Below are 12,450 nucleotides of genomic sequence, written 5' to 3' on the forward strand. Positions count from 1 at the left end.
GTTCTCGGGAATTCGATTTGTTTCTTGCCTGTTGCGTTGTACCTATTTTAGCGCAAGCCGAAACCAATGTACAGCCCCAGAACGCATTTTTGGCGGTTTTCCCAATGATGAGGGGGGTCTTTTTCGCCTTTTATACAAAGATAACAAAATTATTCCCCCAGTGTTGGCCGGGTAATACAAAAGTTTTCAACATTTTTTCGACCTTCGACAGTTTCCCGGCCCGTTCGACCCTGTTTTCAGCCCTGATAGCGCATTTCCAGCACCTGACTGGGGCGCACCACCAGCGGGTCTTTGGCCGGGTCGAATTTCTCCTTTGCGCCCACTACCTGCCAGCCCATGCGGCGGTAAAGAGCCAGTGCCCGGGTGTTGGTGTTCAGCACCGTAAGCACCGGGTGCTCATGCTCCGGCAGCTTCTTCCGGGCGAAATCCAGCATCTTCTGGCCGATGCCCCTGCCCCGGGCGCTCTCCGTCACAAAAAGATGCTCCACCTGCCCGGTCTTGTGGTGTACGCTGACCGTGGCATCCGGCACATCCTTGGTATAGTGGAGGTAGCAGACCCAGCCTTCCTGCTTTTCCTGCTGCAGCTGCGGCAGGAACATCTCCGGGGTCAGGGCATCCAGGGCTTCCTGCACCCAGCCCCCGGCACAAATGCTCCGGCGGCCCTCCGCAAACAGCTTTGCGGCAGCCTCCATCTGCTCGGCGGTCTTGACCAGCCGGACATTCTCGCCCCGCTTCCACTTGGGGATCTCGGTCAGGGGATGGGTCTCACACCACTGCTCGTAGAGCTCCGGGCGGCGCAGACGGGTGCGCTCCCGGCTCTGCTGCCCCCGCCAGGCATCGATCTTTTGGTGGTTGCCCTCCAGCAGGACAGGCGGCACAGCACGGCCCTCCCAGACCTCGGGCCGGGTGTACTGGGGGTACTCCAGCAGGCCGTCCCAGTAGCTTTCCTCTTCGTAGCCCTTCTGCTCGGCCAGAACGCCGGGCTTCAGGCGGAGGACGCTGTCTGCCACCACCAGGCTGGCCAGCTCGCCGCCGGTGAGGATATAATCGCCGATGGAGATCTCCTCGTCTGCAAAGGCATCGATCACGCGCTCATCAATGCCCTCGTAGTGGCCGCAGACCAGGGTCAGGTTGTCATACTGGGCCAGCCGCCGGGCGTGCTCCTCGGTATAGCGCTGCCCACCTGCCGTCAGGAATACTATATGCGGCGCAGGCCGTCCCTGTTCCTGCACTTCCTTCTGGACTGCCCGCAGGCAGTCGGCAATGGGCTGGGCATAGAGCACCATGCCGCAGCCGCCGCCATAGGGATAGTCGTCAGTCTGCTTCTGTTTATTCAGGGTGTAGTCCCGGATCTGGTGGCAGTGGGTCTCAATATATCCCTTTTTGGCAGCGCGGCCGATGATGCTGGAATCCAGCACCTGCTGGCACATCTCCGGGAAAAGGGTCACAATGTCCACACGCATCCCCATGGCTCACTCCTCCTCCCGCTCACTGTCAAAATCGTCATCCAGCAGGCCCGGGATGGGGGTGACAAGGAGATAGCCCTCCGGCGGGTTGCGCTCTTTCAAAAAGGCATCCACCCCGGGGAACATATATTCCTTGCCGCTGGGGGCCTTGACGGTGTAGATATCCTGTGCGCCGGGGTGATCCACGCTGGTCACCACGCCGTACACCTTGCCGGTATCGGCATCCCGCACTTCACACCCGATGAGGTCGGCCACATACCACTTGCCCGCAGGCAGGGTGGCATCGTCACGGTCAAAGTAGAACACCTGCCCCCGCAGGGCACGGGCGGCATCCATATCGCTGACCCCTTCCAGCTGGAGCAGGGCCATCTGCCCCTGGGGGCGGATGGAGGTGATCTTGTAGCACCTGCCGCCCTGGGGGGTGGTGTACAGGCGGCCCACCTTTTTCAGAAAGGCCACGCCGTCACACCACAGCTCCAGCTTCATCTCGCCGCGCACACCGTGGGTGGTCACCACCTTGCCGGCTTCCAAGTATTTCTGCATTGCTTTTACTCCTTTAGCATCCTCACCCTCTCCGTCATTGCTACGCAATGCCACCTCTCCCGAGGGGAGAGGCCTTGGCAGTCACCACAAAGTTTCTGGTTTTGCCAAGGGCTCCCCCTTTGGGGAAGCTGGACGCGAAGCGGCCTGAGAGGGCGAGCTGCCTAATAATACAAAAAGGCCCCTTGCCTTGCGGCAAAGGGCCCGTAGGGTGCTCAGTCGATCTCAACAAGGACCTTTTCATCGACCCGCACAGCAGCCGCGCGCATCACCACACGAATGGCTTTTGCGATCCGGCCCTGCTTGCCGATGACACGGCCCATATCTCCCTCTGCCACGCTCAGGTGGTAGACGATGGTGCCGTCCTCGCGGGGCTCGTCCACCGTGACCTTGACGGCTTCCTTGTCCTCCACGAGACCGCGGGCAACTGCCAGCAACAGCTCCTGCATGAGTCAGCCCTCCTACTTACAGAATGTTGGACTTCTTCAGCAGAACGCGGACGGTATCGGTGGGCTGTGCGCCGTTGGCGATCCAAGCCTTGGCCTTCTCAGCGTCGATCTTCACCTCAGAGGGCTCCTGGTTGGGATCGTAGGTGCCGATCTCCTCGATGAAACGGCCGTCGCGGGGGAAGCGGCTGTCAGCAACAACAACACGATAGAAGGGAGCCTTCTTGGCGCCAACGCGGCGCAGACGAATCTTAACTGCCATGGTAAATATCCTCCAAAAATGTTTGTGCCCCGTTTGGGGTTTGATTAAATCTATCTGTACAACCCCTGCGGGGTGTATACCATTGTTATTTGAAGCCGCGGAAGGCATTGGGGTTGCCCATCATGCCGCCCAGTCGGCGGGCAAAGCCCTTGGGGCTCTTCTTGAACTGCTTCATCATCTTCTGCATCATCTCAAACTGCTTGAGCAGCTTGTTGACATCCTCCACCCGGGTGCCGCTGCCCGCTGCAATGCGGCGCTTGCGCTTGGGGTTGATGATGGAGGGCTTTTCACGCTCTTCCTTGGTCATGGAATAGATCATGGCCTCGATGCGGTCAAAGGCTTTCTCGTCGATCTGGCTGGCATCAATGCCGGACATGCCGGGCATCATGCTCAGCATGGCACCTGCACCGCCCATCTTGCGGATCTGCGCAAACTGGGCCAGCATGTCGTTCATATCGAACTTGTTTTCCATCATCCGCCGGGCGGTCTCTTCTGCGGCCTTTTCATCGGCGGCATCCTGCGCCTTCTCAATGAGGCTCAGCACATCGCCCATGCCCAGGATGCGGCTGGCCATGCGGGAGGGATGGAACACTTCCAGATCGTCCAGCTTTTCGCCGGTGCCCTGGAACTTGATGGGCTTGCCGGTGACGCTCAGCACCGAAAGTGCCGCGCCACCGCGGGTATCACCATCGGTCTTGGTCAGGATGATGCCGTCGATGCCCACCGTCTCGTTGAAGGTCTTGGCAACGTTCACAGCGTCCTGGCCTGCCATGGCATCCACCACCAGCAGCGTCTCGTCCACGGGGACAGCTTCCTTGATCTGCACGAGCTCCTGCATCAGGACCTCGTCGATCTGCAGACGGCCGGCGGTATCCAGGATCACGATGTCGTTGCCGTAATCCCTGGCGTGGGCCAACGCCTTGCGGGCGATCTCCGGGGGCTTGGCACCCGGCAGCGTGAACACGGGTGCACCTGCCTGCCCGCCCACCACCTGCAGCTGGTCGATGGCGGCGGGGCGGTAGATATCGCAGGCCACCAGCATGGGGCGGCGGCCCTGCTTGATGAAGTATTTGGCAAGCTTGGCTGCGTGGGTCGTTTTACCGTTGCCCTGCAGGCCGCAGAGCATGATGATGGTCTGACCCTTGTTCTTGACGATCAGGCGGGGGGCTTCCTCGCCGCCCATCAGGGCAACGAGCTCCTCGTTGACGATCTTGACCACCTGCTGGGCGGGGGTCAGGCTCTCCATGACCTCCTGACCCATGGCACGCTCGGAGACCTTGGCACAGAAATCCTTGGCAACCTTGTAGTTGACATCGGCTTCCAGCAGAGCCATCCGCACCTCGCGCATGGCGGCTTTGATATCGGCCTCGGTCAGCTTGCCGTGGCCGCGCAGCTTTTTGAACACACCGGCAAGGCGGTCGGTCAAAGATTCAAATGCCATGTTCGGTGCTCCTCTCAAAATAGTAATGGTGTCAGCTCTCGTTGACTTCGTCGATGGAGCGGATCAGCCCCAGCATCTTGTTCAGCGTTGCTGCATACTCAGTGGTGGTGAGCCTGGCATAGGGGCCGGTGCACTCGAACCGCGCGTCAATGACCAGCTGTTCCAGCTCCTCCAGCTTTTCCTGCACCCGGCGGTAGCGGCCTGCAAAGCCAACCTTGGCTTCCAGCTCTTTCAGGGTGGTCTCGCCATGCTTGATGGCATCCCGTGCGCCCTGACGGGTGATCCCGAAGTTTTCCCCGATCTCACTGAGGGAGAGGTCGTCGTTGTAATACTGGTTCAGCATCTCGCGCTGCTTGGGCGTGAGCACCTCGCCATAAAAATCGAGCAGATAGCCCATTTCAAAGTCTTTTGCCATGATGCGTTCTGCCCTGACCTCCATTTGTTGTAAAGTTTATTTGCTTTACATACGGAGTATAGCAGACATTCTTTTCCTTGTCAAGGCTTTTTTCCATCACTCTGCTGATTTTTCAGCAGATTTTTCTCCATTTTGTCCAATTGCGGCTTGACGCTGGGCACAGGATGCGCTACCTTATAGGTATTAAACCTCTCAGTCTAGGCCTGATGGCTTTGCCAGCTCCCCTAACAGGGGAGCCCTTGGCATGGCAGACAGTTCTGTGCTGACTGCTCAGGTTTGCGTAAGGGAGGAATTTCGTGGCAATCTATCCAAACATCTACCAGACCCTGGTCCCCTGTCCGATCGTGGAGCTGCGGGGCTATCTTGCCGCCTGCGGGCTCAAAGGGCGGCTGTATGCTTACCTTGATTATAATGGGCCCACCGGCACGTCCCGCGATTCGGTGGCCGAGGGGATGCTGGCCCTTGCGGCGGAAAAGCACAAGCTGCTCCCTGGCCAGCCCATCATTGAAGCGGCCTCCGGCTCCTTTGCCATGGCGCTGGCCCTTGCCGGGCGGACGGCGGGCCACCCCGTGGTGCTGACCATGCCGGAGGATGCCCCGGCCCTGCGGCAGGAATACCTGCTCCGGCTGGGGGCACAGATCCTGCATTCCCCCGCCCAGCGGGGCCTTGCGGGGGCCCGGGCGCTGGCAGAGACCACCGCCGCCGAAAAGGGCTGGTACTATATGAACTGGCTTGCCAACGACGATAACCCCGAATACCATCGCCGGGTGACCGGCCCCGCCATCGTGCAGGCCATCTCCCGGGAGGGCCGCAGTCTCGTGGACACCATCACCGTCGGCGTGGGCAGTGCGGGCACCATCACCGGCGTAGGCGAGACCATCAAGGCCTGGACCAACGATGTCCGCATCGTGGCCGTGGAACCCTTTGAGAATCAGGCTCTGGGCGGCGGCTTCACCGGCGGGCACGGCATCCCGGATATCGGCTACGGCATCGTGCCGGGCAATTACAACGCCTATGTTGTGGATAATGTAGCCGCCGTTACCAGCACCGATGCCAACCGCGCTGCACAGCGGGTCCTTGCCACCGATGCCATTCCCGCCTCCCCTGCCGCCGGTGCAGCCCTCCACGCCGCTGCACAGCTGATTGCCACCGGCACCAGCCGCTCGGCGCTGGCCATCTTCAGCGGACGGCAGGCATTTAATCTATAAAGAAAAGAGAGTTCCAAATGACCAAGGATATGACGACCGGCCCGATCACACCGCTGCTGGTCAATTTCACCATTCCCCTTGTGCTGGGCAACCTGTTCCAGCTGACCTATAACGCCGTGGACAGCATCATTGTCGGCAAATTCGTGGGCGAGGATGCCCTTGCCGCCGTGGGCACCTCCAACCCGCTGATGACGCTGGCGATCCTGTTCATCAACGGTGTCTGCCTGGGTGCAGGCATCCTTGTCAGCCTGGCGTTCGGCGCAGGCAACACCGAGCTGGTGGAGCGTCAGGTCTCCACCACCGCCATTGCAGGCTCCGTCTTTTCCCTGGTGTTCTCGCTGACCTGTGTGATTTTGGCAAACCCGCTGCTCCGTCTGCTGCAGGTACCGGAAGAGATCCTTCCCATCGCTGTGAACTACCTGCGTATCGTGTTCGGCGGGCTGCTGTTCACCTTCTTCTATAATTTCCTCGCCGCCACCATGCGCGCGCTGGGCGACAGCAAAAGCGCGCTGTACTTTCTGATGATCAGTTCGGTGCTGAACATCGGCGGTGACCTGTTCTTTGTTGAGGTGCTGGACTGGGGCTCCGAGGGCTGTGCCCTTTCCACCGTGCTGAGCGAAGCGCTCTGCTGCGTGTTCTGCCTGATCTATATCCGCTGGAAGGTCCCTGTGTTGCAGCTGGGCAGGCGCTGGTTCATTTTTGACTCCTCGCTGCTGAAAAAGACCATCAGCTACGGCTGGACCAGCGCCATGCAGCAGGCCACCGTTCAGCTGGGCAAGATCGCCATTCAGGCCATCGTGAACACCATGGGTGTCAGCGCCATGGCAGCCTTTGCCGCCGCAGGCCGCATCGATGACTTTGCCTATGTGCCCCAGCAGAACATCGGCCATGCCACCACCACCCTGATGGCCCAGAACCGCGGTGCAAGTAAAAAAGAGCGTGTCCGCGCCAGCTTCTTCTGCGGCCTGAAGTTGGAGTTCCTCTACGCCATTTTTATCACCGCTGTCTGCTTCTTCTTTGCCGAGCCCATCATCCGGCTCTTCGTCACCGATGCCGCCGTGGTGCATCTGGGAGTGCGCTTTTTGAAGCTGGTCTCCCTGTTCTATCTGATGCCCTCGCTGACCAATGGCATCCAGGGCGGCTTCCGCGGCCTGGGCGACCTTAAGATCACCCTGAACAGCAGCACGCTCAACATGGCAGGCCGTGTGGCGGCCGCTGCCGTCTTTGTGCTGCTGATGAAGATGGATATCGAGGCCCTGCCGTACAGCTATGTTGTGGGCTGGATCCTCATGCTGGTCTATGAAGCCCCCATGATGGTGAAGTATCTGCGGAAGGGCGAGCTGTAAGCCTGACACCGCCCCGGGCAGACCCGTGCTCTCACTCTGCCCGCTCGATCTCCCGGTACAGCCATTCCAGTGCATCAGAGATGCCGCCCAGCTGATCGATGAGCTTCTCCTTTACGGCCTTTTTGCCGTCCAGCATGGTGCCCACGTCCATCACCAGCTCACCGGTGCGGAGCATCAGCTCCGAGTAGCGCGCTGCCGTAATGCCGCTGTGGCCCGCCACAAAGCCGGTGATGCGCTCCTGCATCTGCTCGAACCATCGCATGGTCTGGGGCACGCCCAAAATCATGCCGGAGTGGCGGACCGGGTGCACCGTCATGGTCGCCGTGGGCACGATAAAGCTGCGCCGGGCGCTGACTGCCAGCGGGATGCCGATGGAGTGGCCCCCGCCCAGCACGACCGTGGCACTGGGCTTCGAGATGCTGGCAATGAGTTCTGCCAGCGCCAGCCCGGCCTCCACGTCCCCGCCCACGGTATTGATGAGCACCAGCAGGCCCTCCACAGCGGGGTCCTCCTGCACTGCCACCAGCTGCGGGATCACATGCTCATACTTGGTGGTCTTCTGGCCCTGCGGGGCCTCCACATGGCCCTCGATCTGGCCGATCACGGTCAGGCAGTGGATGGCATGGGGGCCGCGGGTGCGCCACACCGTGCCCAGATCTTCCAGCTGCTCTTTCTCCAGCCGCTGCTGTTCGGTGGTTTCCTTTTCATATTCCGGCATGTTGGCTCCTCCTCAGGGTGTTTTTTTCAGTGTTCCCGGGGATCGAAGCAATATGCGGCGGCTAAGATTTCTTTACTTTGAAAAAAATTGGCCCAGAGGATTTGACATTCTGTCTCATTGCAGTATACTTTATACTAAGAATAAGATTGACAAGTATATATCATTATTGTTCAGAAACTGTCTTAATCGCCGGTGCACCTTGCAGGGTGCAAAGAGACCGGCATTCCCTTTGGATGAAAGGAGAACCATTTCCATGAACAATCCCGGCAAAGCTTCCCTTCCGGTGATCAAGCGCCTGCCCAAGTACTACCGCTACCTGCGGACGCTGAAGAACGACGGCATCACCAGCATCTCCTCCCGCGAGCTGGCCGCCCAGATGGGCACCACGGCCTCTCAGGTGCGGCAGGATTTCAACTGCATCGGCGACGTGAACGGCCGCCAGGGCATCGGCTACTCGGTGGAGAACCTGCTTTCCATCCTGGAGCATCTGCTGTTCGGCAACGGTGACCTGCTGCCCACCATCCTCATCGGCTGCGGCCGGTTGGGCAAGGCAGTCAGCCGCTTCATCACCACCGACACCAACGGCTACAAGCTGATCGCCGCCTTTGACAATTCCCCCAGCGAGGTGGGCAAAGAGATCAACGGCATCCAGATCTTACACGTTGACGAGCTGGAGGCCTTCTGCGCAGAGCATAAGCCTGAGGTGGCTGTGTTCTGTGTGCCCCGCAGCGGTGCGGAGGAGCTCAGCGGCCGGCTGGTCGAGCTGGGCATCAAAGGCTTCTGGAACTTCTCCCACTATGACCTGTCGGTGCCCTACCCCGAAGTGGTGGTGGAGAACGTCCACCTGGGCGACAGCCTGATGAGCCTGGGTTACCGCCTGCGCAATCAGGACTGATCTAACATCTATTCATAACATATCACAGAAAACAGGCAGCCCTCTCCCCCCGAACGAGCAGAGAGGGTTGCCTTTTTATGAGGAGAGCAACTATGGCGAAGCTATACTTCCGATACGGTGCCATGAACAGCGGCAAAAGCACCGCGCTGATGCAGGTGGCCCACAACTACGAAGAGCAGGGGATGCGGGTGCTGATCCTGAAGCCCCAGGTGGACACCAAGGGCGGCGGCGAGCTGGTCAGCCGCCTGGGCGTGCGCCGCAGGGCCGACCTGCTCATCCCGCCCGAGGTGGATGTGTTCGAGGCCGTGCGCGCCGCTTCTGCCGGGGAACAGCCGCTGGCCTGTGTTCTCTGCGACGAGAGCCAGTTCTTTACCCCGGCACAGGCCGAGCAGCTGTTCATGGTCACGGTAGACCTGAACATCCCGGTCATCTGCTACGGCCTGCGGTCAGACTTCTCCCTCAAGGGCTTCCCCGGCTCCACCCGTCTGCTGGAGCTGGCCCACACCATTGAGGAGATGAAGACCATCTGCACCTGCGGGCGCAAGGCCACCTGCAACTGCCGCAGGGTCAATGGGGAGTTCGTCTTTGAGGGCGAGCAGGTCGCCATCGATCTGGAAAACGATGTGCAGTACGTCAGCATGTGCCCCCAGTGCTATTTCAAGGCACGGCGGGCGTTTTACGCCAAACGGAACGCACAGTAAGTGTCGATCTCCGGCAGGCACAGGAGCCCTCTCCTGCGTGAGATCCCAGATCTCCCAAAAGATTTTTACAGTTTTCAGAGCGCTGCCCAGCCGGGCAGCGCTCTTTTTTGCTCGTCCTCTTTTGAAGTGATATATCAGTTGTATCCCACTGCGAACGTTTTTTGCGCAATTGATATATCAGTTTATAAAATAGCGATATCGTCACTTTTTTCACACGTTGTATACAACATTATACCGTCAATTTCGCAACAAGTTACAATACTATTGCAATTTTAGAGGTTCTGCTACACTCTCTCGGCCCGTTTCTATGCAATCTATCCAATTATGCAGATTGCATATTTTTTCGCTCCAAGTTTATTCATTTCGGCAATGCCGTCAAATCGCTGCAAATCACGAGAGCAATATTTGTTCGTTTTTTGTCCGTATCACTTCAATTTACATCTTTCTTTTTCCCATCCCTTTTGTTATCATATTTGTATACAACGAGCCTTGTGCAGAAAGGCCCGCTCGATGTTTTTTGATTTATTAGGAGGAGAACAACAATGAGCAAGGCAATTTCCCGTCGTGATTTCCTGAAGGTCACCGGTGCTGTTGGTGCAGCTGGTCTGCTGGCTGCCTGCGGCGGCAATGGCGGCGCTGCTTCCAGCACCGCTTCTTCCGCAGCCGAGGCTGCTTCTGTGGCTGGCCTGAGCAGCGATCCCGTTACCCTGACCATGAGCTGGTGGGGCGGCGAGTCCCGCCACAACGCTTATCAGGAGGCCCTGAAGGCTTTCTCTGCTGAGCACACCACCATCACCGTCAACCCCACCTTCGCTGCATGGTCCGGCTGGGAGGACACCATGTCCACCAAGTTTGCAGGCGGCGTGGCTGAGGATGTCTGCCAGATCAACTGGAACTGGCTGTACAACTACTCCGGCAACGGCCAGACCTTCCTGGATCTGAACAGCGTCACCGATTACCTGGATATGTCCCAGTGGGACGACGCAAAGCTGGGTGCCTGCAACGTTGCAAATGCACAGCAGTGCGTGCCCATCTCCATGACCGGCCGTATCTTCTACTGGAACATGACCACCTTTAACAAGGCTGGCATCACCGAGGTTCCCGCCACTGAGGATGACCTGTTTGCAGCAGGCAAGGCTTTCCAGGAGAAGTTGGGCGATGATTACTATCCCCTGCACCTGGGCGCATACGACCGTATGATCCTGATGGTGTTCTACCTCGAGTCCAAGTACGGCAAGGACTGGGCAGATCCCACCACCTCTACCCTGAACTACACCGCTGACGAGATCGCCGAGGGCATCGACTTCATCAAGAGCCTGGTCGACGGCCACGTCATCATGCCGCTGCCCACCTACTACGGTGCAAACGGCGACGGTGCTACCCACCAGTCCAACGAGTGGATCACCGGCAAGATCGCCGGCATCTTCGAGTGGGATTCCGCTGCTTCCAAGTACCAGGACGCTCTGGACGAGGAGAACAAGCCCGGCTTCACCGTTGGTGAGGAGATCAAGTTCGGCGATTACAACGGCGGCTTCTCCAAGGTCTCCATGGGCATGGCCATCACCAAGACCTGCAAGAACCCCGCTGAGGCTGCTACCCTGATCGAGTACCTGTGGAACGGCGACGGCGCTGCCATCATGGGTTCCGAGTGCGGCATCCCCGCTTCCAAGGCTGGTCTGGCTACCGCTCAGGCTGCCGGTAAGATCAACGAGCTGGTCGCTGAGGCAAACGGCAAGGTCATGAGCTTTGTTTCCTGCCAGCTGGATCCCCTGTTCGAGTCTTCCGATTTGAAGGCTACCGGCACCGGCACCTATCAGGAAGTGTTCGATACCGTTGACTACGACAACAAGAGCGGCGCAGATGTTGTTGACGTTCTGCTGGACGGCATGTCTGCTGTTGGCTACACTGTCTGATCTTCTTTGCTGACCTGAGTCAAATTACATATCAGGGGCATCGTCCACCCGTAGGCCCGATGCCCCTTTTTTCTCAGGCACAGGTTACAATTTTCTGACAAATCTGTTGCCAAAGTGTGACATAAGGTTTGTTGCACTGATTTTCACCAAAGGAGGATCCCCGGATGAAAGAAAGCAAAGCGCCCTCTCTCGGGCGTACCCCCGCACAGAAGTTCCTGGATAAGTGGCAGGGTCTGATCTACCTGATCCCCTGGATCATCGGCTTTATCGTGTTCAAGGCCATCCCCTTCGGTCAGTCGCTGTATTACAGTTTCACCGACATGAACTTCTTCAATGGCATCCACCAGTACGGCGTGATGAACTACGTCACCGCCTTCTCTGATGCCAAGGTCACCAAGGCTCTGGTCACCACCTTCAAGTACGCCTTCATCACCGTGCCCCTGAAGCTGATCTTTGCTCTGTTCATCGCATACATCCTGAACTTCAAGATCGCCTGCGTGAACCTGTTCCGTACCGTTTACTACATCCCGTCCATTCTGGGTGGCTCCGTTGCCATCGCCGTGCTGTGGAAGGCTGTTTTCCGTGATGATGGTCTGGTCAACACCATCATCCGCGCCATCACCTTCGGCCACGCACAGGGCCCCTCCTGGCTGAGCGACCCCAACTATGCGCTGTGGATCATCTGCTTCCTGCGCATCTGGCAGTTCGGCTCCGCCATGGTGCTGTTCCTGGCCGCCCTGAAGGGCGTGCCTGCAGACCTGTACGAGGCTGCCACCATCGATGGTGCCGGTAAGTGGAAGCAGTTCTTCTCCATCACTGTTCCCATGATCACCCCCATCATCTTCTACAACCTGGTCACTCAGATCTGCCAGGCTTTCCAGGAGTTCAACGGCCCCTTCATCATCACCAACGGCGGCCCGCGCAACTCCACCACCCTGATCTCCATTCTGGTTTACAACTACGCCTTCAAGTCCAACCAGATGGGCATGGCTTCCGCTCTGGCCTGGATCATGTTCGTGATCGTCTGCATCCTCACGATCATCGCCTTCACCAGCCAGAAGAAGTGGGTCTACTACTCGGATGAAAGGTAAGGTGTGAC

Annotated in this window: 13 protein-coding genes; 6 read left to right on the forward strand and 7 right to left on the reverse strand. The window is 58.7% G+C overall.

Annotated elements, in window-relative coordinates; translation table 11 throughout:
- Nucleotides 1–236: 236 nt before the first annotated feature.
- The 6 genes from trmD to GXM22_RS11930 all read right to left on the reverse strand — a co-directional run bounded on the left by trmD (nt 237) and on the right by GXM22_RS11930 (nt 4,570).
- Nucleotides 237–1,469 carry a tRNA (guanosine(37)-N1)-methyltransferase TrmD gene (gene trmD / locus GXM22_RS11905; protein ID WP_005931800.1) on the reverse strand — a complete coding sequence of 411 codons (1,233 nt, stop codon included), beginning with the start codon at nt 1,467–1,469 and terminating at the stop codon, nt 237–239.
- A 3-nt stretch (nt 1,470–1,472) separates the two neighbouring features.
- Nucleotides 1,473–2,009: a ribosome maturation factor RimM gene (gene rimM, locus GXM22_RS11910; protein WP_035393747.1), complete on the reverse strand. Its 537-nt coding sequence runs from the start codon at nt 2,007–2,009 to the stop codon at nt 1,473–1,475.
- 212 nt (nt 2,010–2,221) lie between these two features.
- On the reverse strand, nt 2,222–2,455 hold the full coding sequence (locus tag GXM22_RS11915) for a KH domain-containing protein (protein ID WP_005934928.1): 234 nt from the start codon (nt 2,453–2,455) through the stop codon (nt 2,222–2,224).
- 16 nt (nt 2,456–2,471) lie between these two features.
- Nucleotides 2,472–2,714: a 30S ribosomal protein S16 gene (gene rpsP, locus GXM22_RS11920; RefSeq protein ID WP_035394752.1), complete on the reverse strand. Its 243-nt coding sequence runs from the start codon at nt 2,712–2,714 to the stop codon at nt 2,472–2,474.
- Nucleotides 2,715–2,799: 85 nt separating this feature from the next.
- Entirely contained in the window at nt 2,800–4,155 is a 1,356-nt protein-coding gene (gene ffh / locus GXM22_RS11925) for a signal recognition particle protein (protein WP_005934930.1), read from the reverse strand.
- Nucleotides 4,156–4,186: 31 nt separating this feature from the next.
- Nucleotides 4,187–4,570, reverse strand: coding sequence for a sigma factor-like helix-turn-helix DNA-binding protein (locus GXM22_RS11930; RefSeq protein ID WP_035394754.1), 384 nt, complete (start codon nt 4,568–4,570; stop codon nt 4,187–4,189).
- 296 nt (nt 4,571–4,866) lie between these two features.
- Here GXM22_RS11930 and GXM22_RS11935 point away from each other — a divergent pair, with 296 nt between their 5' ends.
- Both GXM22_RS11935 and GXM22_RS11940 read left to right on the forward strand, forming a co-directional pair.
- Nucleotides 4,867–5,778, forward strand: a complete 912-nt coding sequence (locus GXM22_RS11935; protein ID WP_005934933.1) for a pyridoxal-phosphate dependent enzyme — start codon at nt 4,867–4,869, stop codon at nt 5,776–5,778.
- Nucleotides 5,779–5,795: 17 nt separating this feature from the next.
- A complete protein-coding gene (locus GXM22_RS11940) occupies nt 5,796–7,124 on the forward strand; it encodes an MATE family efflux transporter (protein WP_005934934.1) in 1,329 nt (442 codons plus the stop codon).
- 31 nt (nt 7,125–7,155) lie between these two features.
- Here GXM22_RS11940 and GXM22_RS11945 read toward each other — a convergent pair whose 3' ends face one another.
- Entirely contained in the window at nt 7,156–7,842 is a 687-nt protein-coding gene (locus tag GXM22_RS11945) for a ClpP family protease (protein ID WP_005934935.1), read from the reverse strand.
- Nucleotides 7,843–8,095: 253 nt separating this feature from the next.
- Here GXM22_RS11945 and GXM22_RS11950 point away from each other — a divergent pair, with 253 nt between their 5' ends.
- The 4 genes from GXM22_RS11950 (at nt 8,096) to GXM22_RS11965 (ending at nt 12,442) form a co-directional block, all read left to right on the forward strand.
- Nucleotides 8,096–8,737, forward strand: coding sequence for a redox-sensing transcriptional repressor Rex (locus GXM22_RS11950; RefSeq protein WP_005934937.1), 642 nt, complete (start codon nt 8,096–8,098; stop codon nt 8,735–8,737).
- A gap of 92 nt (nt 8,738–8,829) precedes the next feature.
- Complete coding sequence (locus tag GXM22_RS11955) at nt 8,830–9,438, forward strand: thymidine kinase (protein ID WP_005934938.1); 609 nt, start codon at nt 8,830–8,832, stop codon at nt 9,436–9,438.
- Between the two features lie 542 nt (nt 9,439–9,980).
- Complete coding sequence (locus GXM22_RS11960) at nt 9,981–11,351, forward strand: ABC transporter substrate-binding protein (protein ID WP_005934941.1); 1,371 nt, start codon at nt 9,981–9,983, stop codon at nt 11,349–11,351.
- Nucleotides 11,352–11,515: 164 nt separating this feature from the next.
- Entirely contained in the window at nt 11,516–12,442 is a 927-nt protein-coding gene (locus GXM22_RS11965; protein ID WP_005934943.1) for a carbohydrate ABC transporter permease, read from the forward strand.
- The last annotated feature ends 8 nt before the right edge of the window (nt 12,443–12,450 follow it).

The sequence above is a fragment of the Faecalibacterium duncaniae genome (assembly GCF_010509575.1).
Lineage (GTDB): Bacteria > Bacillota > Clostridia > Oscillospirales > Ruminococcaceae > Faecalibacterium > Faecalibacterium duncaniae.